Origin of the sequence: Leuconostoc lactis (genome assembly GCF_007954625.1) — a bacterium.
Lineage (GTDB): Bacteria > Bacillota > Bacilli > Lactobacillales > Lactobacillaceae > Leuconostoc > Leuconostoc lactis_A.
In genome coordinates this window covers 798,547-824,542 of the sequence record NZ_CP042420.1, presented here as the reverse complement: position 1 = coordinate 824,542, position 25,996 = coordinate 798,547, and the positions used below count along the sequence as shown (strand labels likewise).

Here is a 25,996-nt window from a genome sequence, read left to right as displayed (position 1 = left end):
GTCTTCAGTGCGCTTCCGATCCGTTGCCAATATTACCTGATTGCAATAACGGCCTCACTTGAGCGCTTTTCCTTTCGTCTAATACTTCGACTATCGAAATATCTAATATTGAAATTATCGCACGATTTATTTCGATAGTCAAACTAATTCTTGAAAATAAAAAAAACACGCCACTGCGTGCCTTAAAATTCAAGGATAACCAAGCGATTTTGCCACTCTGTAATGAAATCATCACTTGCCCACTCATGAACACGTGCCGTGTTGTACCCAACAGCAGCATTATAATACGTATTATTCCCAACCTTCAACGGTGCTGGATGCACGTGAAGATGCCCAGTAATCGTATTAATCGTATATGATTGGTCCAGTTTATCCCCGAGCGCTTGACTCCCTAATAACGCATTTGCCATATCCAGCCGTGTATTGCCATATGGAAAGCGTTTAATATAATCTGTTCGTGGCACAAAGTGTGACACCACCACGGTTTGCTTCCGATCTGCGGCATCAAATTGTGCTTGTAATTGCGCCATATTACGGTCAAAACGTTCCTGATCTGAGACTGGTTGTTGAATCCGACGGTCGAACCAGAAATTGTTTTTAAACTGCAAAATTTGTTCTGTTGTATAATCTTGACCCACAAAATCGTAATTATACCAACCGTTATTACCAATTAAGCGCACATCCGGTGTCAAATCAATAAATTTATTATGGAAGTATAGCGGATCTAAATCACTTTCCAATTCGTCATAAGTGACGCCGCGCCCCATGTCATGGTTACCTGCTAAAAATCGAATTTGGATTTTATCAGCCAAAGCGGTCTGCATGTCACGTGCAAAAGCCAATGATTGTTCAAAATCATTAAACAAGTCTCCGGCAATCACATACAATGTGACATTTTGGTTCAATAAATAAAGTGCCTGCACATGCATGGCCCGTTGAACATCTATTTTATTTAAATCAAAATGATTGTCAGACGAAAATGCAACCTTCACACGCGAATCCTCTTTCAAATTACTGAATAAAGTATAGCATAAATCCGTTGAAAAGACTGTTAGAACGCAAAAAACCTGCCGAAGCAGGTTTGAAAATTGCGATTTATCTTACAAAGTTGCGAAGTACAACAATGTACGGATCATGTTTGAAGTGAAACCGTATTCGTTATCGTACCATGCAGCAACCTTAACAAGTTGTGCACCGTCACCTGAAACGATTTCAGTTTGTGTTGGATCAAAGACTGTACCGTGTGTGTCACCAATGATATCAGTTGAAACCAAACCATCACCGTTGTAACCAAATGAGTCTGATTCGTACTTCTTCATTGCTGCGTTCACTTCGTCAACAGTTACTTCCTTGTCCAAGATTACTGACAATTCAGTAATTGAACCAGCAGGTACTGGGACACGGATAGCTGAACCAGTCAACTTACCATCCAATTCAGGCACAACAAGACCGATAGCCTTGGCAGCACCTGATGAGTGTGGCAATGAGTTTGATGCAGCATCGCGGTTAGCTTGACGCTTTGCGAAGTTTGAAGTCTTAGGACCATCTTGCAAGCTTTGTGAAGCTGTGTAAGCGTGGACTGTCAACATCAAACCAGTCTTAACACCGAATTCCTTTGACAAAGCATTTGCCATAGGTGCCAATGATTGCGTTGTGCATGAACCAGCAGAAACGATTGTGTCTTCTGGCTTCAAGATGTCTTGGTTAACACCGTAAACAACTGTAGGAACCTTACCAGCTGGTGCTGAAATCAAAACCTTCTTGGCACCGGCATCCAAGTGAGCTTGTGACTTTTCGGCTGAAGTATAGAAACCAGTAGCTTCCAATACATATTCAACACCATCGTTTTCAACCCACTTCAAGTCAGCTGCGTTGCGTTCTGCGTAAACTGTGTAGTGCTTACCGTTAACGATAATACCAGTTTCATCAGATGAAACATCAGCCTTCAATACACCGTGAATTGAGTCATACTTCAACAAGTATGCCAACATTTCTGGTGAAGTCAAATCGTTAATTGCAACAACTTCGATGTCTGAAGCTGTGTCTGACAATTCAAGAATACGACGGAAAGCCAAACGGCCAATACGTCCAAATCCGTTAATACCAATCTTAACAGTCATGTGTTTAGATCCTCCAAAAATTTTTGACTTATGTCAACACCAATATTATAGCACAAAGTTGGTTTATGAGCGAATAGAAGCACTTGTATTCGTTCATAAAATCACAAAATTTATGCCTAAAATACGGTTACCGATAGCTAACATCCTTTATCAAAAAACAACCACTCACCTGCTAATCACGTGAGTGGTTGTGAATAAATGTACATTAATGTGAGCGCTTCACTTCAAAATGGCTGCCATGACACAAAATTGCACGCGGCCAGCGATCGTACAGACCAATTATTCGATTCCTGAACCAGGTTCAATCGTGTCTGGCAAGATTGTTACCGTGACAATGTCGTTTTTCTCCGCTGACAAAATCATACCTTCCGAAACTTCACCCGCCATCTTACGTGGTTTCATGTTCGCCACAATCGCAACTGTTTTCCCAACCAATACAGCTGGATCAGCATACCACTTGCGAATACCTGACAAAATTTGACGTGGCTTACCTGAGCCATCATCGAGCGTGAACTTCAACAACTTGTCAGATTTTTCAACAAGTTCACCAGCCGTAATTTTAGCTGCCAAAATTTCGACTTTCGCAAAATCATCATAAGTAATCAATTCACGGGCTGGTTCTGCGGCTGCTTCGGCTTCAGCGGCTGCCTTCTTAGCTGCTTCCTTGGCAGCACGGCCCTTACCCTTGGTGTCTTTTGACACCAGACCTGAAATAAAGGCCACTTCAGCGTCGACATCTTGACGTGGGAAAATTGGTTCACCCTTCTTCACCACTTGACCACCCGTTGGCAACTTACCAAAAGTCAAACCAGCAATTTTCACACCGTTTTCAGGGTAGTCAAAGCCTAACTGTTCGTAAATTTTCTTTGGTGCTTGCGTCAAAACCGGTTGTAACAAGACAGCTGCCACACGCAAAGCCCCAGCCAAATGGGCCATGACATTTGATAACACAGCCTTTTGCGTCTCATCCTTAGCCAAAACCCATGGTTGTGTTTCATCGATGTACTTATTAGCACGGCGAATAATTGTCCAAACACTTTCTAAGGCATCAGCTGTTCGCATCGCTTGGAAATGCTTGTTGTAATCAACAATCGCCGCTTCAATTGTTTGAACCAACCCTTCGTCAAAGTCGGTCTTACCAGTATGCAATTCTGGCACAATCCCGTTTTCATACTTGTTAATCATGGCCACTGTGCGATTGAGCAAGTTACCCAAATCATTGGCCAAATCAAAGTTCACACGGGCAACGAAGTCTTCTGGTGTAAAGACCCCATCATTACCAAATGGCATCGCGCGTAGCAAATAGTAACGTACGGCATCCAAGCCATAACGTTCTTCAAGCACTTCAGGGTAAATCACATTTCCCTTTGACTTTGACATCTTGCCGTCTTTCATGACTAACCAACCATGACCGATGATCGTCTTTGGCAAATCAATGCCCAAGGCGTGTAACATAATTGGCCAGTAAATCGTGTGGAAGCGAACAATTTCCTTCCCCACCAATTGCACATTGGCTGGCCATAACTTATCAAACAGCGCCGTATCGTCAGTATCGTAGCCCAAAGCCGTAATATAGTTTGACAAGGCATCAATCCACACATAGATGACGTGCTTTTCATCCCCTGGTACAGGAATACCCCAATCAACAGCCGTTCGCGTCACAGCCAAATCTTCCAAACCAGGCGCAATGAAATTGTTAATCATTTCATTCATGCGTGCTTCTGGTTGAATAAATTCTGGGTGCGTCTTGTAATAATCAAGTAGCCAATCAGCGTACTTGCTCATCTTAAAGAAGTACGCTTCTTCTTTGACTAATTCAACTTCGTGACCAGAAGGGGCTTTCCCGCCTGTTACCTGACCATTTTCATCACGATAAACTTCTGCTAATTGTGATTCAGTAAAGTATTCTTCATCGGAAACAGAATACCATCCTTCATATTCACCCTTGTAAATATCACCCTTTTCAAGCAATGTCGTAAAGATTTTTTGCACGGCTTTTTCATGGCGTGGTTCTGTTGTCCGAATAAAGTCATCATAGGAAATATCCATCAATTGCCAGAGTGCTTTAATCTGTTCGGCCATCCCATCCAAATAGGCAATTTCGGATACACCGGCTGCTTTCGCTTTTTGTTGGATCTTAAGACCATGTTCGTCGGTCCCAGTCAAAAAGAACACATCTTCACCAAGCAAACGGTGGTAACGTGCTGCGGCATCAGCTAACACAGTCGTATAAGTATTACCCAATTGTAACTTCCCAGATGGGTAGTAAATCGGCGTTGTGATATAAAAAGTTTGATCTTTCTTCACAGAAAATTGTTGTTCCGCTTTGGAAAACTTGTCGTAAATGACAGCTGAATCGGTGAGATTAGCTGTATTAAACAAGACGTTATTTGGTTCTGACATATGAGTCTCTCTTTCTAATTCGCGTGTTTTGTCACGTGACTTTGGCCGTATGAGGCAGTCTTTACTATGCTAATTATAACGAATTTCAACCGCATTTCATAGTTTTTTAAGGTTGTTTTCCAACGGGTTGTGCCGCTGGTCTAGCTATGCAAATCTTAGCCAAAATGCTAAAGTAAAAAGAATTACCGTTCGGTTAAACAGGAGGCCATTTTATGTCGATGTCGCAACTCACCCAAATTACCCATTATATGCAGCAAGCCTTAGCTGCTGATCAATCCGGCCATAGTGTTGACCACATTGACCGCGTAGTTGGCTTAGCCAACAAAATTTTAGCTCAAGAACCAACTGCAGATCCGTTTATCGTACAAGCCGCTGCTTTATTGCATGATGTCTACGATGATAAATTATTTGACACGCCAGCCGAAGTGGTCGCAGCCAAAAACGCACTGGCTGATTTTTTGACCACCATTGCAGTATCACCTCGCGTTCAGACACAAATTTTTCATATTATTGACAATATGTCATGGTCAAAGACACTAGCTGGTCAAGCAGCGCCACTAGACATCAACGGCCAAATCGTTCAAGATGCCGACCGCCTTGAGGCCATCGGCGCCATTGCGATTGCCCGCACCATCACCTATGGTGCTGTGAAAAACCGTGTGCTCTACGATCCGACAATTCCCCCACGCACGATTCATAACAAGACGCAGTATCGACAAACTGACGGTACAACAATTAATCATTTTTACGAAAAATTGTTACACATTAAAGCGCACCTCAACACCGATACATCCCGTCAAATAGCCGAAACCCGGCATCAATTCATGTTAGACTTCCTAGACCAGTTTAAGGCCGAATGGGAACTAACAAAGTAAAAAAACATTGACAAGTGTTTGAATCATCGCTAGAATGAGGTTGTTTTGGAGGATGTTATGTTAAAGTTAATCGTAGCAACTGAATATTGCTCACACTGGCGCTTTGTTTAGCACCGGTATTTTGACATACATTTGATCAAACTATCATACGGACTAACGCAGCGCCAACTAGGTATTTCACTAGTTGGCGCTTTTTATTTGCCCACAGGAGAAGCAAAATGAAAAAAATCATCATCATCGTCGCCAGCCTCGTTGTTGTAGCCGGCTTAGCTATCGGCCTCACCCAACATCAAGCCCGGCCAAAGGAAGCCTCACAAACGATCACCCCTGGCACGCTAACTATCGGATTAGAAGGGACTTTTGCGCCATTTTCTTACCGTCAAAACGGCCAATTAACCGGCTTTGAAGTGGACTTATCAACTGCCATTGCTAAAAAGCTCGGTTTGAAACCCAAATACGTCCAAACAAAGTGGGATTCGCTCATTGCAGGCCTTGGTGCTAAACGTTATGATGTCGTTTTCAACGATGTCGGTATCACCCCAGAGCGTCAAAAAGCTTACTTATTTGCCACACCATATCTATATGCTAAAACGGTCCTCATCAAGCGTACCGATGAACCCCATCTCAACACGTTAGCTGATCTTAAAGGTAAAAAGATGGCACAATCAACGACTTCGAACTTTGGTGCCCTTGCTAAAAAAAGCGGTGCTGACATTGTTGCTGTCCCTGGTATGACCGAAGCCATGAATTTAGTGACAACCAAGCGCGCTGACGGCGCACTCAATGACTTAGGCGCTTATGCCACATGGAAAAAAGCCAATCCTGACGCTGCCACAACAGCCGTTGATTTAAGCCAAGAAAGTCCTGCAACACCAGCCGCACCACTGCTTAACAAACAAAATACAGCCCTTCAAAAGGCCATTAATAATGCCCTGAAAGACTTACAAGCTGATGGCACGCTCAAAAAATTGTCACGCAAATACTTCAATACTGATCTCACCCAGCCATAAACCAACCGGTTCACGGCTCAAACGTTAATTGAACCAAATCGTCGCTAAAAGGAACCCTACCCATGTCTGATTTTATCCCCCTCGCCGGCCAATATCTGCCCCAACTTTTTCGGGCCGCATTAATTTATACGTTACCACTAACCGTCATATCATTTGCTTTAGCACTTGTATTTGCCGTCATCACGGCGCTCATTCGTTTAGCCAAGTTGCCAGCAGCGCCGATTCCGCGCTTGCTACTGCGGGGACTTAAAGTCATTGCCGGCTTTTACGTGTGGCTTTTTCGATCAACACCCATGATTGTGCAATTATTTATTGTGTTTTACGGCCTCCCCAGCGCACATGTGACACTCTTTGCCAACGCTTGGCTATCAGCGATTACCGTTTTCTCCCTTAATACGGGGGCCTATGCCTCGGAAAGTGTCCGTGCTGCGATTTCGTCGGTCCCTCGTGTCCAAATTGAAGCTGCTGAATCATTGGGGATGAATCGCTGGCAAGTCTTTGCGGATGTCATTTTGCCACAAGCAGCGCGGATTTCAATCCCACCGTTAAGCAATGCTTTAATCGGTTTGTTGAAGGATACCTCACTCGCCAGCGTGATTACCATTGTGGAAATGTTTTACCTCAGTCAACAAATTGCTGCTGAAAATTATCAGATTCTGACCATGTACATCTTGGCTGCATTTGTTTATGCCGTCTTCACCACCATTTTATCGATTGCCCAACATCAGTTAGAACGCTATACATCGAGGTTTGCCCAATGATTACTGTCAAAAATTTAGTCCAACAATATGGCGACCGCCGCGCCTTAGATCAAGTATCCACAACTTTTCCCGCTGAACAAACAACCGTCATTCTTGGACCATCTGGCTCGGGTAAATCAACGCTGCTGCGCACTTTAAATCTATTAGCGCAACCAACGTCTGGTACTTTAACCATTGGCGAACAGACGCTTGATTTGAGTCAGCCACTAACCGCACCAAAATTATTAGCCGTTCGGCAGCATTTTGGCATGGTTTTCCAAGAAAAAGCTTTATTTACCCACTTAACGGTACTTAAAAACCTCACCCAAGGGCCGATTAAAGTCAAGGGCATCCCAGCCGATCAAGCGACTGCACAAGCCAACAGCCTGTTGACCCAATTTGATATGGCCGCCCTCGCTCCCCGCTATCCGTATCAACTATCCGGTGGGCAACAACAACGCGTCGCCATTCTCCGCGCCTTGGCTATGCAGCCCGATTACCTGCTACTTGACGAACCTACCAGTGCGTTGGATCCTGAGTTAGAAGCCCAAGTCTTACGTGTCTTACGCGATCTCGCTGATCAAAAGAAATCCATGGTGATTGTCACCCATAATTTAGCATTTGCGCAAGCCGTTGCCGATAAAATCATTTTCATGGAAGATGGTAAAATAGGTTATGATGGCCCGTCAGCCGGTTTTTTCCAAGCACATGATCCGCGGATTCAACGCTTCTTAAACGCCATGACTTTTTAGTTCAGCTGATGTTTGCCGCACTGTTTTTCATTTTTGTAGAAAAATGATATGCTGTTATGAGCTTCAAAATGGAGAATAATCATGGCTAGAAAACGCACAACGCGACGACAAAACCCATCCCCTAAACAACAGTTGATTGGATCAGTTATCTTATTACTACTGATCGGCTTTTATCTTTGGCAAAATAATCAAACCCAACACCCAGTTCCAACAACCCAACAATCCAAATATGCGACGGTTTCAGCACCCGACAACCAAGCCTTGCTGAACTTGCAATGGGATGGCACGCTAGACGGTGACCTTGTGCATATTAATCAAAATAAGGCCACTTTTACACCCGCCGAGATGCAGGAAACCTTTCCTTCACATGGCTCTAAGCTACGCCCAGTGGATGGTTTGAGTCTATCACCATTAGACGCACTTGGCCGTACCCAACAAGCCAACTTTGTGGCCAGTCGTGACGCTATTAATAAGGTAACGCCACGACCGGACACAATTGACTATCAAGTCAGACCCTCTGGCTGGTTCATCAATGATCGGTTTGATGGCACGAAATGGGTCGGTGGCTACCACCGCAATCCCAACGTCAAACTTGGCAAAGGCAAACAAGCGTTATGGAACAAGTCTCATCTTGTCGGCTACCAGTTTTTTGGAATGCCAACCATGGTGACGGAAAATATGATTGCCGGGACACGTGTTCAAAACGCTTATCCTGGTCAACTCGTACCTGAGGATGATATCCGTCAAGCCATCAATCAACACCCTAACATCAAAATTCGTGGGCAAGTTACCCCCTTGTATGTTGGCACTGAACGCATTGCGCGTGGTGTCCATTATATGGCCAAATCTGTGCAAGACAACGGAAAAACGTTAAACTTAAATTACTGGATTTTCAACGTCCAGCCTGGGATCACGATTGATTATCAAACTGGTAAAGTCACGATCCAAAATCATGTGAAATAAAAAGTAGCCAAGTTTGGCTGCTTTTTATTTTGGCTCAGGGCCTAAATCATCCGTTTTTAACGTCAATGAACTGGAATGTACAGGGCCGCCACGATGGGGATCAAAGTAACGAATAGCCGCATTGACAGCGGTTGGTGCCTCACCAAACCCGACCGCAATTAAATCAGCTTTCCCAGCATAGTGGTTGGCATCCCCAATTGCAAAAACACCAGGAATATTAGTCCGCATTTCCTGATCAACCGCAAAACCGTTCCCAGACAATGCGGGTTGAATCGCCCAACTTTCGATCGTTTGACGTTCCGAAATAAAACCATAGTTAATCATCAAATCATCAACCAGGATAACATGGTTTTTTTGGTCGTCTTTCACATGCGCTAATGTCAACTGTAATTGCCCATCTGCCAACTTCTCAATTGCCACGATTTTTTGGGGTGTTTCTTGGATAACGTCCGAGGCGTTCAACGCGTTAACACTTTGTTCCATCGCACGAAAAGTTTCTCGACGATGAATCAAACGCGTTGAGGCAGCGATATCATTGAACATAACCGCCATATCAACTGCTGAATCCCCACCGCCAGCAATCGCAATGTGGCGATTTTTAAAAACTTGTGGTTGCGTCACAAAATAATGCACGCCTTGACCCACCAGATCCTCTACCCCATCAACTTGCATTTTCCGTGGTTCAAAGGCACCCTTTCCAGTCGTGATAATCACCGTTTTAGCTTGAATGGTTTCCCCTTGACTCGTCGCCAAATGAAATAAGTCGGTTGCTTGTTCAACATTGGTCACCGTCGTATTTAACTTCACATCGACGGGAAACATGCCTAACTGCTGGTCTAAGGCTGCAATAAAGTCTGCCCCTTTCACACCTGGAAAGCCCGCCACATCAAGAATACGTTTTTCAGGATATAAGGACATCACTTGACCGCCTAGTATGGCCAAGCTCTCAATCAAAACGACCTTAATGTCACGTAAGCTCGCATAAAAAGCTGCAAACATGCCCACTGGGCCACCGCCAATAATGGCAATATCGTATGGTTCTTGTGTCATTTGTTTAAACTGTGCGCTTGACCCGCACATCCTTTCAACGCTAATGTATTTAAAGTTTATTATACGCAAAATACGTCATAGCACGCAAAATTTCTTCAGAGTGCGTATAATAAAGGTATCAATTTTATTGGAGGAAATGTGCTCACAGGTCACCAGCTGCCTGCGCACAACACGATTATGGCTCAAAAGAAAATGATCCTCGATTTGGATACAGGTATCGATGATGCTTTAGCGCTCGCTTATGCCGTGGGCGATCCTAACGTTGACTTGATTGGTATTATTTCAAGTTACGGTAATACGTTGGTGACAACGGCCGCCCAAAATTCATTAAACTTACTGCATCTCCTCGGTGCAGATGATGTCCCCGTTTTCCTCGGCGAAAGCCACTCATCAACGACTGATCATTTTGACGTCATGGAAATTTCACAACTGATTCATGGTAAAAATGGTGTCGGTGAAGTGGATTTAGCTACGGCGCCACGCGCCGTTGAGGCTCAATCTGGCGTCGAATTTTTGATTGAAGCAGCACACCAATACGGTGATGACTTGATCTTTATCCCGACCGGCCCATTGACCAACTTAGCCACAGCCATCAAAAAAGACCCTGAAGTGGCCCAACTCATTGGCAATACGACCTTAATGGGTGGTGCCTTGACCGTACCGGGCAATGTGACACCATTTACCGAAGCCAACATTCATCAAGACCCAGAAGACGCTGATTATGCCTTCACGCACCAAAAGAATTTGACGATGGTCGGCCTTGATGTGACATTGCGGACGTTACTCACCAAAAAAGAAACAGCCGCTTGGCGCGCTTTGGGCACGGTCGCTGCCACAAAATATGCTGATTTAATGGATTTCTATATTGATGCCTATTACAATCTTGACATCGACAAGAAAGGCGCCGCCTTACACGACCCATTGGCAGTCGCTGTTGGGATTGACCCATCTTATGTGACGACGATGCCTTTAGCCATGCACGTGACGTATGATCGTGAAAGCGGTGATTATGGTCGTACAATTGGTGATAAAGCAAAACTCTTAGAACCAACCACAACCAAAGCTGCCATTCTGGTGGATACCGATCGTTTTGTCACGGATTTCCAACAACTTATGCTCAAAGTATTAGCTTAAACAAAAAAGTGTTGCAGGATGACTGCAACACTTTTTTTATGCCCGAATTTGGCCATCGCCAAAGACTTCGTATTTGATTGTCGTCAAGGCCGGCAAACCCATTGGTCCCCGTGCGTGTAACTTCTGCGTTGAAATCCCAATCTCTGCCCCAAAACCAAATTCAAACCCATCAGTGAAGCGACTAGAAGCGTTTTGATAAACCACTGCCGCATCGACTTGGTTCATAAATGCCGCAATGTTATCAGAGTCTTGGCTAATGATGGTCTCTGAATGATGTGTCGTATGCGCGTTCACCCAATTAATCGCCGCCGTGACGTCCGGCACAATCTTAATGCCCATCACCAAATCATTATATTCCGTATCCCAGTCAGCGTCACTGGCTGGGGTAAGGCGGCCATCAATCCCCAAACTGGCTTGATCACCGCGCAACGCCACCCGTGCGGCAATTAAATCATCCGCAATTTTTGGTAAAAATTCTTGAGCAATCGCTTCATGGATTAATAGTTTTTCAGCCGCGTTACAAACAGCTGGTTTTTGCGTTTTCGCATTATGAATAATCCGTAAAGCAGCGGCTTGATCAGCAGAGGCATCCACAAAAATATGCGTGTTACCCGCACCGGTTTCAATCACAGGGACGGTCGCATTGGCCACCACATAATCAATGAAAGCAGCTGAGCCCCGTGGAATCAAAACGTCAATGGCCTCACGCATATGTAGTAGCGTGTTAACTGATTCGTGGGTGGTATCTGTGATAAGTTGGATAATATCTGGGTTTAAGTTTTGATCAATCAGCACATCCCGTAAAATCGTGGCTAGCACTGTATTACTGTGAATCGCCTCTTTACCGCCACGCAAAATGACAGCATTGCCCGACTTCAAAGCTAAGGCAGCCGCATCCACGGTGACATTGGGCCGTGCTTCATAAATCATCGCCACCACGCCCAACGGCACAATTTTTTTCACAATCTTCAAACCCGCATGATTTTCCCACGTGTCATAAGGACCAGCGAGCGGATCTGGCAAGGTAGCAACGGCAACCAACGACTCAGCAATCGCCGTTAAGGCGTCTGAATCCAGTGTCAATCGCTTTTGCATCGGCCGACTCAAACTCGCCCCGTACTCGGCCAAATCTTGTTGATTGGCTGCGATAATTTCGTCTTGGCGCATCAACAAGGCGGCACCCATATTTTTAAGTAAGGCGTTTCGGGTCGCCAAAGACAACCCCGCAACTTGTGCTGTGGCCTTTTTGGCACGTTGCCCCATTTCTTGTACACTTAATGCCATCTGATTTATTCCCCCTTAAACAATGTGCCAACTGGCTCGCCCGCTAAGACTTCTAAAATCGTAGCCGGATTTTCGCCATTAATCAATACCATTTGTCGCCCATGCTGCAACAAATAATCGGCTGCCACTAACTTGGTGGCCATCCCACCTGTCCCAAGCGTTGACGATCCCCGTGCACCGGCGCGTAGACTATCCGTCACCGCGGTTACCAACGGAATGGGTTGTGCTGTTGGGTCAACGTGCGGATTGGCCGTATACAGTGCATCGATATCGCTTAAGACAATCAACGCATCAGCATTCGTCTCATGCGTTACCATGGCGGCAAGGCGGTCATTATCGCCAAATGAATGTTGGTGATCCAACTCATCGACAGCAATCACATCATTTTCGTTGATGATTGGAATCACACGCTGCTGCAACATGGCCGCAATGGCATCGATGGTATGGCGTAACATTTGCTTGTTATGAAACACATCATAAGTCAACAGGACTTGACCCACGTGTTGCTGATAAAACGCAAAACTTTGATTATAAATCGCCATCAAATAACTTTGACCAATCGCGGCTAAGGCCTGCTGGGCTGGAATTTCTGTTGGGCGTTTTGTTTGATGCATTTGTTTGAGGGCCACACCAATGGCACCAGATGTCACTAAAATCACCTCATACCCAGTTTGTTCGAGCTGGGTTAAGGTTTGGGCTAACCGGTTGATGACAGGATATTTAATTTCACCGGCCGCATCGACAATACTACTCGTGCCCACTTTAACAACGACACGCCGCCACTGCTTGGCTATTGGCGCTTGATCAACCACTTCTGACATGCTGATTTTATCCTTTGTGAACTTATTTGTTGCATTTGATGATGATATCATATCATCATCATTTCCTCATTTTATCTCCATTATTATATCATGTCCATAAAGCCATTTGATAAAAAACACCAGTCTATCGGCGATAGACTGGTGTTTTTTAAATTATTGATCATACTGCGCTAAGAAAGCTTGAATCTTATCACGATAGGCCTGTGGGTGATCGTGGAAACTTTGCACATGCTTTGAACCAGAAGTGACCCAAAGTGCTTTTGGTACCTTGAGGGCCTCGTACAATGGATAGACCATTTTGGTTGGGACAAACGTATCCGCGTCGCCATGAATCAAGAACGTCGGCGTCTTGCTTTTAGCCACTTGCTTAAGCGGACTAGCCTCCGCATAAAAGTAACCGGCGCGTAACTTAGAAATACCGGAAACAACATTTACCAGTGGGAACCACGGTAAATGATACATTTCACCGGCTTCGTGTTTGATTTCCTCCAGTAAACTTGTATACGACGAATCAGCAATCACGGCCTTGACTTGCTTAGGCAAGTCAGCCTCACCAGAAGTGGATAAGACCGTGGCCGCACCCATGCTCATCCCATACATGACAATATCTGAATCTTGGCCATTGCGGGCAATGATTTGGTTCAACCATTGGATATAGTCACGCCGATCACGCCAACCATAGCCAATGATTTTACCTTGTGATTGCCCGTGCGCGCGGTTATCTGGAATTAACACGTTGTAGCCTAACTCATGGAATAATTCACCATAAATCGCCATGGTCGTTTTATTATTATGCCAACCATGTGCCAAAATGGCCGTTTTATTGGTTTTTTGTGCCGCTGGGACATACCAAGCATCAAGCTTAAGCCCGTCAGCAGTGGTTTCATACCAGACTTGCTTGTCACGTGCTAAAAAAGCATGTTCATAGCGATACAGTGGATCATCTTTTTGACGTAATGCATCCGGCTGATGCGATTTTGGATCCCGCACTTGGGCGACGTGGAAAAAATATTGTCCGGCGACTACCAAAATCACAATCATCACCAATACAAAGCCGAGTAGCCATTTGACTAAGTTTTGCATAGTTGTTTACCCCTTAAAACAACAATTTTACACTACCGCCGACATCCCCGCAAACAATTTTTCTATTATTTTCACGTCACTTCATGATAATTTTTTCATCATGTTGCAATGTTTAAATGATAAAATGGTATACTTGAAAGAAAATCATAAAAGAGGTATTCACATGGTGTATTCACAGACATGGGATTTAGACAGTATTTATCCCGGCGGCATTACGTCTCCAGAACTGGCAAACAAGTACCAGGCTGTTGCGCAAGATATTCAAATCTTTGCACAACAGGTCGCTCAAGCCCAGCCATCTGCCGAGACGATTGCTGATTTGTCTGATTTAGCACAAAAAATCGGTTCTGGCTTAGGGACGATTAGTATTTTCATTAATGGTTGGGCATCAGTTGATTACGGTAACAGTGCTTACGGCCCTCATTTTGACAAACTTGGGCAACTCTTTGTCGCTTTTGCGGCACCTATGAATCAATTTAAAAAACTGTTATTGCAACTTGATGACACTGAATTTGCAGATGCTCTGGCAACAGAACGTTTGCGTCCCATTCAATTCTATCTCACCGAGCTACGCACTGATGCCAAGCGCTTACTAGATGATCACACCGAAGCCTTAATTAATCAATTTGATTTAGATGGGCAACAAGCTTGGTCCCAACATTATGATACGATTTCGGCTGGTCTATCCCTAACTTATACGGATGCCGAAGATGGCCAAAAGCGACAAATTTCTGCTGGTCAAGCCTTGAACATGTTAGATGGTGAACCTAACAACGAAACACGTGCCAACATTATGGCGAGCTACGAAAAAATGTGGGCCAGTGCCGAAAATCTCACCGCCGATACGCTCAATCATTTAGCCGGTTTCCGTTTAACGAACCAAAAGGCTCATGGCTACCAGTCACATCTTGAACAACCACTCGAAATGAACCGTATGTCACAGGCCACTTTGGATGCGATGTGGGCCGTCGTGGATGCCAACAAGGCGATGTTTAAACCCTACTTTGAACGAAAGAAGCAACTTTTGGGTCTTGAAAAGCTCGGCTGGCAAGACCAAGTTGCGCCTTTAACGCATGTTGGCGATTACCAACCAACCGACGTGTCTTATGATGATGCCGCAGCTTTCATTATTGAACAATTCGGAAAATTTTCACCTAAAATGGCTGATTTTGCTAAAATGGCTTTTGATAAACGCTGGATTGAAGCGGAGAACCGACCAGGTAAACAACCCGGCGGTTACATGGAATCTGTTCCTGACTTACATGAATCACGTATTTTCTTAACGTATACGGGCTCTGTTAATGATGCGGCGACAATTGCCCATGAGTTGGGACACGCCTTCCACTCGGCACAACTTGTTGACCTACCACTTTGGCGCGATGCCTATGCCATGAACGTAGCCGAAACGGCATCCACGTTCGCTGAACTCATTGTCAATGATGCCAATGTTCGCGGTGCAAAGTCTGACGCTGAAAAGCTGGTACTGTTAGATGCTAAAATGACCAATCCGATTGCGATGTTTTTAAATATCCATGCGCGCTTCCTATTTGAAGACGCTTTTTATACCGAACGTCAAAACGGGGTTGTGACGCCACAACGTTTGAACGAATTAATGGATGCTGCGCAAGAAGCTGCTTTTGATGGCATGTTAGAGGTGCGCCATCCTCACTTCTGGTCATCAAAACTCCACTTCTTCATTGATTCTGTCCCATTCTATAACTTCCCTTATACCTTCGGTTATCTCTTCTCAGCGGGTATTTACGCGCGTGCCCAACAAGATGGAGCTAATTTTGAAGATAAATATATCGCATTGCTACGAGATACGGCTAATATGACCGCTGAAGAACTTGCCAAAAAGCATCTCGATGTTGATTTGACGCAACCTGACTTCTGGCAAGCTGGGGCTGACTTAATTAAGCAAGATATCGATGAATTCCTTCAACTATCAGAACAATTCGTTTAAAAAAAGAGCCTTATGTCTCTTTTTTTGTGGTGAGTTGTTGCCAAAATGCCAGCGTTGCTGCAATATCTTGACTCTGACTAATCATACTAATTACCGCCGCACCGGCAACACCAGTTGCTAAGACATCAGCTAGGTTATCTGCTTGAATCCCACCAATGGCCACACTTGGCCACTGGCTTGTCGCCACTAATGTCTGTAATCCCGTAACGCCAATAGCCGGTTTGGCATCAGCCTTACTAGTTGTTGGATAAACAGGACCAATGCCGATATGATCAATACCGGCTAGGTGCGCAATTCGCGCATATTCTTGCTGATTAGATACCGAAATACCAACCACAAGGTCACCGGCAGCTTGGATATTTTCAACTGGCTCACCATCTCCCTGCCCAAAATGCACCCCATCCGCATGAACGACATACGCCAAAGCCACATCATCATCGATGATTAACGGTACATCGTATTGCCGGGTTAACTCACGCACCTGCTGTGCCACCCGTAATTTATCATTCCCCGTCAAAGCACCAGGCCCTTTTTCCCGATATTGGAACAGCGTAATGCCTGACTGTAGTGCTTGGGTCAACACATCCCAAAAAACTATCTCATTGGCCACGTCTTGTGTGCCACAGACAAAATAGCGTGCTAATACTGTTGGGTCAAATGTCATCATACACCTCCGGCTGATTCTCAGCCGTCACTTTTGGAAAATGGTTCAATGGCCCATGCCCATGACCGACTGCAATACCATCACGAATTGTGGCATCGACATACGCTTTGGCATGAATAATCGCTGTTTTCAGCGTCACGCCCAACCCTAGTTGGGCAGTAATTGCTGCTGAAATTGTATCGCCAGTGCCATGGGTTCTGGGCGTATCAAACCGTGTTGTTTGCAACCAAAAATGTTCGCCATTTTCTAAGCGCACATAGTCTGTCACCTTACGCGCATTGCCATGGCCACCTTTAATTAAAATATTTTTCGTTCCAAAACTATGCAACCTGTCAGCTGCTGCCATGATGTCACTTGGCGATTGAATTGTGAGACCAGTTAAAACCTCAGCTTCAGGAATATTTGGGGTAATTAAAGTGGCTAACGGCATCAATGTTGTCCGCACAGTTGCCACGGCTTCATCCGAAAGTAACTGGGCACCACCTTTAGCCACCATCACTGGGTCTAAAATTAACGGCCCAAAATCAAATTGCTGTAGTCCTTGTGCGACTGTTTCAACCGTGGCTGCATCACCGAGCATCCCTGTTTTTACCGCGCGAATTGCCAAATCGTCTGCTACCGATTGGAGTTGCGCCATCACCATGTCTTGGGGTAGCATATGCACGTGTTGGACACCCAATGTATTTTGCGCAGTCACGGATACGACAACATTCGCACCATAAATGCCATGTGCAGCAAAGGTATTTAAATCAGCGGTCATACCCGCGCCACCACTAGAATCAGTACCTGCAATTGTCATGACTTGTGGGGTTTCATTGACCATTTTTCACCTCTTGTGCCACAAATGTTTCTAATGCGTCTGCTGTCAATAAGTAGAGTTCATCTAAGACTTGATTGACAAAATAACCAGGGGTTGTGACTGTTTTTGCAGCCTGAACACCAGCTAACTTCATCATCGCCATGGCCCGTACCGTATTGGTAACTGATATCTCATCGCCGTTAAAAGCACCAATCAAAGCAGAAAGCGCATCGCCCGTTCCCACGTTTGTGGCCAATAAGGGGACATCAACGGCAATGGTTTGCGTTGTCATCCCATCGCTCACGACGTCCATGGCCCCACTCATCGCAATGATGGCGCCAGTTTTTTTGGCAGCCTGCTGTGCAATCGTGAGTAAATCGCCATCACCGGTGGCATCAATGCCCTGACTAGCAAAATCAATACCAGCAAACCAGGCAATTTCCGCTGCATTACCGCGAATAATATCAACTTTGGCATCTGTCATCACCGCTTTAACAGGCACACTACGCGATGGTATCCCAACTGCCACTGGGTCCAAGACCACAACTTTTTTGGCTTGGTTAGCCAATTGCGCTAATTTAATGGTTTCCAGTAATTCTGCCCGACGCCAAGTGCCTGTATTAATCACCACGGCATCACTGACGTTCACTAAATCTGGAAATTCAGCAATCTCGCGGGCCATAATTGGCGAACCACCAACCACGTTGATAACATTAGCCACAAATTGGGGCGTCACATAGTTGGCATAGTTAAACACCAAAGGCGATGTTGTTTTTAAAGTTTTTAAATCCATGATTAACCTCGTTCATTTTGTTTAGAAACGATCCATTAAACGGCCCAATAGGCCAGTTTTTTGGGTCACTTTTAAGAATAAGTAGCCTAACACAGCCCCGAAAGTTGCGGCGGGTACAAAGAAAGGGATATAAAAGAAAAGGCTTGGTATATGGGCATGATATAGTACATTCATCAGTGGCACGGCCACTATCGCTGAAATCACCCCAGTCCCAATCACTTCACCAATCACCGCCGCACTATACTTGCCGGTCCAGCGATATAAAAAACCGGCCAAGCCCGCACCAATCACAGCCCCAACAATCGCCAAAATTGGACGCCCTGCCAAAATCATCCGCAAACTACCGGTCAAAAACGCCACGGCAATCGCATACCAAGGCCCTAACAACACCGCTGTGATGACATTAAAAAAATGTTGAAACGGTGCCATATTGGGGAGCACCACGACACTAGATGTCGCAAATGATAAGGCTGTTAGCACACCTGCTAACGCCATTTTTCGTACGGTTCGCTTAGAACCAAGCCCTGCTGTTATCGTCGTTGCCACAATCGTCTCCTCTGCTGAGCTGGGGCTGATCACCAAGAAAAATAAAAAACCGTCACCTTTTTTCGCACAGGAAAAACAGGTGACGGTCATAAAAAGTATGGTTTAACCCACTTATTAGTCTTCATCAATGAATCTCCCTTCGCGCGCATTACCGCGATCAGGTTCAATGGGTATTTCTCAGCCAACTTGGCACCCCAGATCGTGTTATTTAATTATGACATCATTCTAGCGTATAAATTTAGAGATTGCAAGCAACGATGTTAAACGCCTTGTGTTTGATTGTTGTCATCATCTTTTTTATGCATCAATGAGAGATGATCTTCTGACATCACATGAGCGTAAGTTGTCGTATAAGCATTACGCATTAGTCGTTGCATTTGCTTATAAGTATCACTTTCCAAAAATTCAACAAGCGTTGCTTGATCTGGCCAAAAAGTCCATAACATATACTCAGACTTACCATCCGCACTTTGTGCCAAAATGGCATTGGCTGACACCAATTGACCAATCAATTCATCGTTATGTTCTTTACTTTGGAACGCAATTTGATGAATAAAATTACCCTGCAGTTGTCCATTAATGACGCGACTATTAAAAGGCATTGGTCGCTTAAATTGCTGAACTAATGCCGGTTCACCAACAATCAAAAGATTAGTACCGGATAGTTGCGACACTTTCCCCAAATAAAAGAAATTTTGCGGATGCGCAGCCTGCATCTCTAGTAATGTAGCTGGCGATTGTTCAGGTGCTAGAACTAAATTAATTTCCATGAGTATGGCTCCTTTAAATAACTTTTTGCGGTTCGTGGCGACATCATCAGTTAGTGCTATTTGACCCCCATCTTTTCAACAATGATCAGTTGCACCCACCCGTCTGCTGCCAGGAGACGGGTATCCAGTATTGTCGATCAGATAGCACACTGTCATGCTGCCATTACTAATAACCATTGTACCCCTTCTGACCGTTTCATGCTAAAATAAAATCATGACAAAACTACTAATTTTAGGGGCCAATGGCCAAATCGCAAAACTTGTGGTGCCTATGCTTGCCCATACTAATACAGAAACGGTCTTAACCTCACTTCACGCACGGCCAGACCATGGCATTCAAGCCTTAGATGCCGTTAACGAAGATGCCCTCGTCACAGCAATGAAGGATGTAGACATCGTTTATGCCAATATTGGTGCTGAAGGCCGCCAAAAATCAGCCGCAAATAGTGTGGTCAATGCTATGCACACTGCCGGTGTGAAGCGTTTGATTTGGGTTGCGACAATTGGTGTCCATAACGAATTATCCGATGACAAACGTGACCTTTGGGCCAATCTACTCGGCACAACCGATAACGAAAATACCTATATGGGCGATCAAGCCGCCGCAGTCGCACGGATTATGTCATCTGCACTCGATTATACGATTGTTCGACCAAATGAGCTACTTGATGATAACATCATGCAAACCATTCATGTGCAAACCGATCCCCATGAACAAATTGTTGGTGGGCCAATTACACGCACGAGTGTTGCCGAATTTATCACACAACTTATTTTACACCCTGATACTTATATCGCCCAATCAGTTGCGATTTCACAGCAATAAAAAACACCTGAAAGTTATTTTCAGGTGTTTTATTTTGCATCTGGTTTTGCTTCAACATACTGCCAGTAAGCATCAATAATTTTAGCTGATATTTTACCGTTCGTACCATCCAAGTAATTGTTCATCCCCGGAATGGCCATCGCGACAGCAAAAGGTTGTCCTGGCACATAAGCAACCATCGATTCGGTAAATGTATCATGGCCGTTGGTCTTGGTTTCCGCTGTTCCTGTTTTAGCATAAACTTTTGGTACCAATTTGTGCATGTCCGAACCACCCGTATTCCAAGAATCCGAGCCATTGGCAACACGGTTCATCCCTTCTTTAATGATTGCCCACTCACTTGGTGAGAGATTAACCTGACCTTGAACAATCGGCGATGCTGTCCAAACTGTCTTGGCACGATCACTATTGGGCTGGCTTTGCAAAATTGAACCGACCACATGTGGTTGTACTAAGTAACCGCCGTTGGCAATCGTTGCGACATAGCGGGCGAGTTGTAATGTCGTGTAAGTATCATATTGTCCAAATGACTCATACAAATATTTACCACGCGCTTCACCGGTAGTTGGGCCACGATAACCGGCCGTTTCCCCCGTGATGTCGATGCCAGTCTTAGTTCCCAGACCAAACTGGCCTAACCCATTACGCAAAGTCTGGAAAGCATCAGCATGTAACGCTAACGGTGATTCAGGACTATAAGTCTGACCACCAATTTTCATCCCCAACTGCACAAAGTACGTGTTGGATGAGCGTTCTAGTGCAGTTTGTGCATCAATTGGGATTGCTTTCCCGCCACGGTTCCAATAAGACGTAATTTCTGGTGTCCCAGCAATTTTAATCGCTTGGTCATTTAAGACCGTGTTGTTAGCTGAGATAACCCCTTTCTGGAAGGCCGTTGCTAACACCGCTGGCTTCACAACCGACCCCATGACAATCCCACGATTAATGTTACCGAGTGGATTAGCTGTCTTCTTCCCCGTCGCCGCGTCGCGATCAACCCCAGCCATGGCGTAAAGTCCACCAGTATAGGGGTTAATTACCGTGGCATAAGCGCCTTGAACATCACCACCTGGCAAATTATCTTCCAAAATTTTTTGGACTTCACTTTGGAAACGGGCGTTAATTGTCAACTTAATGTTATCCCCAGCTTGCCCATTATATTTAACTTGTGATGATTTGACTTGGCCATCACTATTTGTTGTGACCAACGTCTGAGACGCTGATCCCTTCAGGATCGACTCATAATCCATTTCAAGACTGGAGTTACCCACTGGCTCATTTTGTGAATAGCCTTGCGCTAGCAAAGTGTGCAAGCGGTTTTCTGGCAAACCAGTCGCTTCGTTCGTCACTGTACCAACAAGTGCTTTAAAGGCATCCCCTTCTGGATATTGACGCGTCCAACTCGTCCCTAATTTAACCCCTGGGAACTCACTTAAGCGCTCACCAATTTCGGCTAATTCCTGATTCGACACGTCAGATTCTTTAATGAAGGTTGTGGACAAAGTGTAGGCGCCACTCATGCGTTGAAAAATCATCGCGGCGTTATCATCCACATTATCCGTCAAATGATGTGTGAGGACATAATTAACCATCAGATTATTCACTTCAGCAGGTGTTAGGGTTGCCCCTTTTTTAGCATTTGCTTTTGTGACCTGCTTGGCGACCTTTTGACTTTGTTTGTCATCGGCCAAGTAAAATTCCGCTTTGGCACGCTCACTTAAGCGTTGCGTATCCACCGTTAAAAATCGGCTCAACTTAATAGCGGTTTGCCGCATACTCGCTGCTGTAACGGACGTCCCACGAGTAAAGGTAATTGCTGCCTGCGCTTTATTACCAACAATAACGCGGCCAGTTGAATCGTAAAACATCCCACGCGGCACGTTACCTTTTTCAATCGTTTCATCGCTACGATTGACTTCGCCTTGGTAGTAGGACCCTTGTTGAATCGTTAAAAACGCCAACTGGATGACTAAGGCAATCATCAACGTTAGCGCAATGCCTAATAATATATTTAAGCGTACTGGCAAGTTTGCACTGACGCTATTTTTTTTATTCCGATCTTCTAAATACGGATTTCGTTGCATATTTATCCCCAATTTAACAATAAACTACTTAAACTAGATTACCACAAATCCAGTTTTTGCGCTAAAAATATCCCGATAATTTGGTATATTAGTAATATGACTATCAAACGATTTTTTATTTCCCCAATCGCGTTAAGTTTTTGGTTCCCAGCCGTGATCATGCTAAGTTATTATGCTTATCGCGGAATGGCACCCTTTGGTACGAACTCCATATTAACGGTGGATCTGGGACAACAATATATTGACCAGTTTGCTGCCTTTAAAACGGCTTTTTTGTCCCATCCAAGCAGCTTCTTTTATTCGTTTAGTAACGGCCTTGGTGGCGATATGATTAGTGAATGGGCTTATTGTTTAATGAGCCCTTTTAATCTCATCTTTTTAGTCGTTCCCAATATCAACTTACCGGCAGCCATTTTAGGCGTCACTGTTCTAAAATTTGGTGCCGCTGGGCTCACTATGGCCTACTTGCTAACGCGCTTAAAGCTACAAAGAGGCTATTACGTGATGCTTTTTGCCGTCAACTATGCCCTGTCTGGTTGGTTTGTGGCCAATGATTTAAATCTCCTTTGGCTGGATGCGGCGATTTTGTTACCGCTTGTCATTCTCCAGCTTGAACGCCTATTTGTGCAAGCCACTTGGTGGCGTTATGCGTTGCTGTTAGGCGCCACCATTATTTGTAACTATTATATTGGTTACATGATTGCTATTTTCCTCGTCCTTTATTTTTTCTGGCGCCTCACTTGGCCACAACAAGTCCAACCGCGCTGGCAAATTTTTAAACGTTTTGTCTACGGGAGCTTAACGGCCGGCGCCTTAAGCGCCTGGTTACTCTTACCCACGATTTATCAATTACGCATCGGTAAATCACAGTATAACTCACCACTGACTTGGCGGTTTGATAACAATCCACTACAACTTGTTTTTAAACTCATTCCCGGTAGCTTTGATTTTGATCAAATGCAGACCGGTTTAGCAAACTTTTATGTATCAGCCTTCGTGTTGATTACTTTGATTACCTTTTTAACCACCAATTTATGGCACTGGCGCGTGAAAGTCGGCGGTTTTATCATTATCGCTTTCTTAATCGTGGCCACAACTTGGGCGCCGTTGACGTTACTCTTTCACGGGTTCCAATACCCTGTTTGGTACCCTTACCGGTTTAGCTTCATCATCAGTTTTTTCATTATTTATCTTGCAGCGCTCTCATGGCAACCAACTTGGCAACCACAGTTCGTCACGGTCGTTGGGTACCTCGCTGTCATGATGGCAATTGTCAGTTACGCACTGATGTCAAATCAGCACGTTTCTTATATCAACCACCGCACCATCGCCATCTTTGCAGGGCTCTTCTTAATCACGCTATCCTTATTGCTCTTCCAATCATCTGATCGTCTGCGCCTGCCCCTCTTATTTTTGGTAACCCTTGGCAGCCTGACTGTCAATGTCTATGCAACGCTCAATCATTTTTCTTATTTAACAAATACCGAATATCAACGTGCCATTCAATCCCTACAGGGCGCCGATAAAACCCTAAAGCAAGACAAGACTTGGTATCGTGTCGCCCAAACCTTTCAACGAACGCGCGGGGATGCCATGATGTTCAACTACAATAGTGGCGCCCATTTCAGTTCATCCATCTCAAAATCAACGCCAACATTCTTCGGCTATTTTGGTCAGCCAGATGGAGATAACTTCGTCAACTATAGTAACGGTAGTCTTTTATCGGATGCTTTGTTAGGCATGAAATACGTCATTACCCCGAGTGCGCAAACGCCAGGACAACCTGGTGATCCACAAAACTTGCGGATTGGCCACCGGCCAGATACCAGTTTTTACCATCTAAAAGCGCGCAATCAGACAACCGCTGTGTGGCAAAATTCCTACGCCCTGCCAGTTGCCTTTGCAGCAAACAACGCAGCGCTTTCAACAAAATTACTCACCAATAATCCACTGCAAAACCAAGCCAATTTATGGCAAAATTTGACTGGGGCAACAACGTCGCCTTTGCAAGTTGCTAATTTTAATCAGGTTATTGGCCATAACATCACGACGCCACCAACGATCATTACTGATGCCGTCATTACCAAAAAGGATCCTACGCAACCTGCCAGCTTAGATTTGCAATTCACGCCAACAACCAATGACAGTTACTATCTAACGATTGGTAGCGGTCTGCAAATCAAAGATTTCGATTTGTTGCTCAATGGTCAAGTCATTAAACAATTTAGCTCCTATCGTCATACGATTGTGATTAACCTCGCCGCTAACGCTAAGTCACAGCCACAAACTGTTACCATCCGGTTTAAACAAACGAAGTTTTTAGTGCTCAATAACGTGACCTTATACCATATTGATCAAAACCTGTTCCAGCAACAAGCTGCCACATTGGCTAAGCAACCATTACATCTCACGGCATTTAGTCCACGTCAACTAACCGGTACTATCACGACAACAGCTGACCAACCTCTCATCATGACCACCATTCCCAAAGCGCCAGGTTGGCACATCATCCTGGATGGCCATCCCATTAAACCCGCATTAGCGGCTGATTACTTTATGGCCATTAAAACAACCCCTGGTCGGCATACCGTCACGTGGCGCTATACGCCGCCACTTTGGTGGCTAGGCGTTGCCATTTCCAGTGTCGCACTACTTGGTCTTATTTTCTCATTTGCCCGACAAAAAAAGCTTGCAAGTTCATAGCCTGCATGATATGCTCATTTTGCTTATTATTTGCGATAATGTCGCAAAATTGAAAGGAATTATTTTTTATGTCAGAAGAAAAAGTATTTCCAATGACAGCTGAGGGTCGTGAAAAGCTACAAGCTGAATTGGAAGATCTCATCTCAAATCAACGTCCTGAAATTACCAATCGTATCCAAATCGCCCGTTCATACGGTGACTTGTCTGAAAACTCTGAATATCAATCTGCCAAAGATGAACAAGCCTTCGTTGAAGGTCGTATCTTGACTTTGAAGAAGATGATTGAAAATGCTCAAATCATCGATCCAAATGCTACGGCTTCTGATGAAGTGTCACTTGGTAAGACAGTAACCTTTAAGGAATTACCTGACGAAGAACCTGAAACATATGCAATTGTTGGGTCAACAGAATCAGATCCACTTGCTGGTAAGATTTCAAACGAATCAGCTATGGCTGTGGCCTTGCTTGGTAAAAAGGTTGGCGACAAAGTTGCTGTACCATTGCCAAGTGGTGACAGTATTGAAGTTGAAATTCTAAAAGTTGAAAAGTAATCACTTAAAAGACTAACGACAACATGTCGCTAGTCTTTTTTTGTAAACAAAAAAACCAGACG

The 25,996-nt window shown here is 44.7% G+C and carries 23 protein-coding genes and 1 riboswitch; of the genes, 10 read left to right on the top strand and 13 right to left on the bottom strand.

What is annotated here, in order from left to right:
- Nucleotides 1-182: 182 nt before the first annotated feature.
- From FGL80_RS04180 to metG, 3 genes are all read right to left on the bottom strand, one after another.
- Nucleotides 183-992, bottom strand: a complete 810-nt coding sequence (locus tag FGL80_RS04180) for a metallophosphoesterase (protein ID WP_055308348.1) — start codon at nucleotides 990-992, stop codon at nucleotides 183-185.
- Nucleotides 993-1,100: 108 nt separating this feature from the next.
- Nucleotides 1,101-2,120 carry a type I glyceraldehyde-3-phosphate dehydrogenase gene (gene gap / locus FGL80_RS04175; RefSeq protein ID WP_010001690.1) on the bottom strand — a complete coding sequence of 340 codons (1,020 nt, stop codon included), beginning with the start codon at nucleotides 2,118-2,120 and terminating at the stop codon, nucleotides 1,101-1,103.
- A gap of 279 nt (nucleotides 2,121-2,399) precedes the next feature.
- Nucleotides 2,400-4,523, bottom strand: coding sequence for a methionine--tRNA ligase (metG, locus tag FGL80_RS04170; protein WP_055308349.1), 2,124 nt, complete (start codon nucleotides 4,521-4,523; stop codon nucleotides 2,400-2,402).
- A gap of 218 nt (nucleotides 4,524-4,741) precedes the next feature.
- Here metG and FGL80_RS04165 point away from each other — a divergent pair, with 218 nt between their 5' ends.
- The 5 genes from FGL80_RS04165 to FGL80_RS04145 all read left to right on the top strand — a co-directional run bounded on the left by FGL80_RS04165 (nucleotide 4,742) and on the right by FGL80_RS04145 (nucleotide 8,863).
- A complete protein-coding gene (locus tag FGL80_RS04165; protein WP_055308407.1) occupies nucleotides 4,742-5,398 on the top strand; it encodes an HD domain-containing protein in 657 nt (218 codons plus the stop codon).
- Nucleotides 5,399-5,616: 218 nt separating this feature from the next.
- Nucleotides 5,617-6,408 carry a transporter substrate-binding domain-containing protein gene (locus FGL80_RS04160; RefSeq protein ID WP_055308350.1) on the top strand — a complete coding sequence of 264 codons (792 nt, stop codon included), beginning with the start codon at nucleotides 5,617-5,619 and terminating at the stop codon, nucleotides 6,406-6,408.
- A 62-nt stretch (nucleotides 6,409-6,470) separates the two neighbouring features.
- Nucleotides 6,471-7,169 carry an amino acid ABC transporter permease gene (locus tag FGL80_RS04155; RefSeq protein ID WP_055308351.1) on the top strand — a complete coding sequence of 233 codons (699 nt, stop codon included), beginning with the start codon at nucleotides 6,471-6,473 and terminating at the stop codon, nucleotides 7,167-7,169.
- Nucleotides 7,166-7,900 (top strand): amino acid ABC transporter ATP-binding protein, encoded by a 735-nt coding sequence (locus FGL80_RS04150; protein WP_055308352.1) that lies wholly within the window; start codon nucleotides 7,166-7,168, stop codon nucleotides 7,898-7,900. The genes FGL80_RS04155 and FGL80_RS04150 overlap by 4 nt, the downstream gene beginning before the upstream one ends.
- Nucleotides 7,901-7,981: 81 nt before the next feature.
- The gene (locus tag FGL80_RS04145; protein ID WP_055308353.1) at nucleotides 7,982-8,863 is read left to right on the top strand and encodes a DNA/RNA non-specific endonuclease; all 882 of its coding nucleotides are present in this window, start codon (nucleotides 7,982-7,984) and stop codon (nucleotides 8,861-8,863) included.
- Nucleotides 8,864-8,887: 24 nt separating this feature from the next.
- Here FGL80_RS04145 and FGL80_RS04140 read toward each other — a convergent pair whose 3' ends face one another.
- Nucleotides 8,888-9,913: an NAD(P)/FAD-dependent oxidoreductase gene (locus tag FGL80_RS04140; protein ID WP_055308354.1), complete on the bottom strand. Its 1,026-nt coding sequence runs from the start codon at nucleotides 9,911-9,913 to the stop codon at nucleotides 8,888-8,890.
- A 177-nt stretch (nucleotides 9,914-10,090) separates the two neighbouring features.
- Between FGL80_RS04140 and FGL80_RS04135 the strand changes: the two genes are divergently transcribed.
- On the top strand, nucleotides 10,091-11,047 hold the full coding sequence (locus FGL80_RS04135; protein ID WP_055308408.1) for a nucleoside hydrolase: 957 nt from the start codon (nucleotides 10,091-10,093) through the stop codon (nucleotides 11,045-11,047).
- 36 nt (nucleotides 11,048-11,083) lie between these two features.
- Here FGL80_RS04135 and FGL80_RS04130 read toward each other — a convergent pair whose 3' ends face one another.
- The 3 genes from FGL80_RS04130 to FGL80_RS04120 all read right to left on the bottom strand — a co-directional run bounded on the left by FGL80_RS04130 (nucleotide 11,084) and on the right by FGL80_RS04120 (nucleotide 14,235).
- Nucleotides 11,084-12,331, bottom strand: a complete 1,248-nt coding sequence (locus FGL80_RS04130) for a glutamate-5-semialdehyde dehydrogenase (protein ID WP_055308355.1) — start codon at nucleotides 12,329-12,331, stop codon at nucleotides 11,084-11,086.
- 5 nt (nucleotides 12,332-12,336) lie between these two features.
- Nucleotides 12,337-13,152: a glutamate 5-kinase gene (gene proB / locus FGL80_RS04125; RefSeq protein ID WP_010004836.1), complete on the bottom strand. Its 816-nt coding sequence runs from the start codon at nucleotides 13,150-13,152 to the stop codon at nucleotides 12,337-12,339.
- A 153-nt stretch (nucleotides 13,153-13,305) separates the two neighbouring features.
- Nucleotides 13,306-14,235 (bottom strand): alpha/beta hydrolase, encoded by a 930-nt coding sequence (locus FGL80_RS04120; RefSeq protein WP_055308356.1) that lies wholly within the window; start codon nucleotides 14,233-14,235, stop codon nucleotides 13,306-13,308.
- Nucleotides 14,236-14,398: 163 nt separating this feature from the next.
- Between FGL80_RS04120 and FGL80_RS04115 the strand changes: the two genes are divergently transcribed.
- Nucleotides 14,399-16,198: a M3 family oligoendopeptidase gene (locus FGL80_RS04115; protein WP_147001817.1), complete on the top strand. Its 1,800-nt coding sequence runs from the start codon at nucleotides 14,399-14,401 to the stop codon at nucleotides 16,196-16,198.
- A gap of 10 nt (nucleotides 16,199-16,208) precedes the next feature.
- Here the strand turns inward: FGL80_RS04115 and thiE are convergent, their stop codons facing one another.
- From thiE to FGL80_RS04090, 5 genes are all read right to left on the bottom strand, one after another.
- Nucleotides 16,209-16,862 carry a thiamine phosphate synthase gene (thiE, locus tag FGL80_RS04110; RefSeq protein WP_147001982.1) on the bottom strand — a complete coding sequence of 218 codons (654 nt, stop codon included), beginning with the start codon at nucleotides 16,860-16,862 and terminating at the stop codon, nucleotides 16,209-16,211.
- Nucleotides 16,852-17,685, bottom strand: coding sequence for a bifunctional hydroxymethylpyrimidine kinase/phosphomethylpyrimidine kinase (gene thiD / locus FGL80_RS04105; protein WP_055308358.1), 834 nt, complete (start codon nucleotides 17,683-17,685; stop codon nucleotides 16,852-16,854). Before thiD ends, thiE begins: the two co-directional genes overlap by 11 nt.
- Nucleotides 17,675-18,454: a hydroxyethylthiazole kinase gene (thiM, locus tag FGL80_RS04100; protein WP_055308359.1), complete on the bottom strand. Its 780-nt coding sequence runs from the start codon at nucleotides 18,452-18,454 to the stop codon at nucleotides 17,675-17,677. Before thiM ends, thiD begins: the two co-directional genes overlap by 11 nt.
- Nucleotides 18,455-18,475: 21 nt before the next feature.
- A complete protein-coding gene (gene thiW, locus FGL80_RS04095; RefSeq protein WP_244297959.1) occupies nucleotides 18,476-19,000 on the bottom strand; it encodes an energy coupling factor transporter S component ThiW in 525 nt (174 codons plus the stop codon).
- 117 nt (nucleotides 19,001-19,117) lie between these two features.
- Nucleotides 19,118-19,207, bottom strand: a riboswitch (TPP riboswitch).
- Nucleotides 19,208-19,260: 53 nt separating this feature from the next.
- The gene (locus FGL80_RS04090) at nucleotides 19,261-19,770 is read right to left on the bottom strand and encodes a hypothetical protein (protein ID WP_055308360.1); all 510 of its coding nucleotides are present in this window, start codon (nucleotides 19,768-19,770) and stop codon (nucleotides 19,261-19,263) included.
- A gap of 214 nt (nucleotides 19,771-19,984) precedes the next feature.
- Here FGL80_RS04090 and FGL80_RS04085 point away from each other — a divergent pair, with 214 nt between their 5' ends.
- Nucleotides 19,985-20,596 carry an NAD(P)H-binding protein gene (locus FGL80_RS04085; protein ID WP_055308361.1) on the top strand — a complete coding sequence of 204 codons (612 nt, stop codon included), beginning with the start codon at nucleotides 19,985-19,987 and terminating at the stop codon, nucleotides 20,594-20,596.
- A 29-nt stretch (nucleotides 20,597-20,625) separates the two neighbouring features.
- Here the strand turns inward: FGL80_RS04085 and FGL80_RS04080 are convergent, their stop codons facing one another.
- Nucleotides 20,626-22,680 (bottom strand): peptidoglycan D,D-transpeptidase FtsI family protein, encoded by a 2,055-nt coding sequence (locus FGL80_RS04080; RefSeq protein ID WP_055308362.1) that lies wholly within the window; start codon nucleotides 22,678-22,680, stop codon nucleotides 20,626-20,628.
- A 96-nt stretch (nucleotides 22,681-22,776) separates the two neighbouring features.
- On the opposite strand from FGL80_RS04080, the gene FGL80_RS04075 reads away from it, so the two are divergent.
- Both FGL80_RS04075 and greA read left to right on the top strand, forming a co-directional pair.
- Nucleotides 22,777-25,383 (top strand): YfhO family protein, encoded by a 2,607-nt coding sequence (locus FGL80_RS04075; RefSeq protein WP_055308363.1) that lies wholly within the window; start codon nucleotides 22,777-22,779, stop codon nucleotides 25,381-25,383.
- 68 nt (nucleotides 25,384-25,451) lie between these two features.
- Complete coding sequence (gene greA / locus FGL80_RS04070) at nucleotides 25,452-25,934, top strand: transcription elongation factor GreA (protein ID WP_010003959.1); 483 nt, start codon at nucleotides 25,452-25,454, stop codon at nucleotides 25,932-25,934.
- The last annotated feature ends 62 nt before the right edge of the window (nucleotides 25,935-25,996 follow it).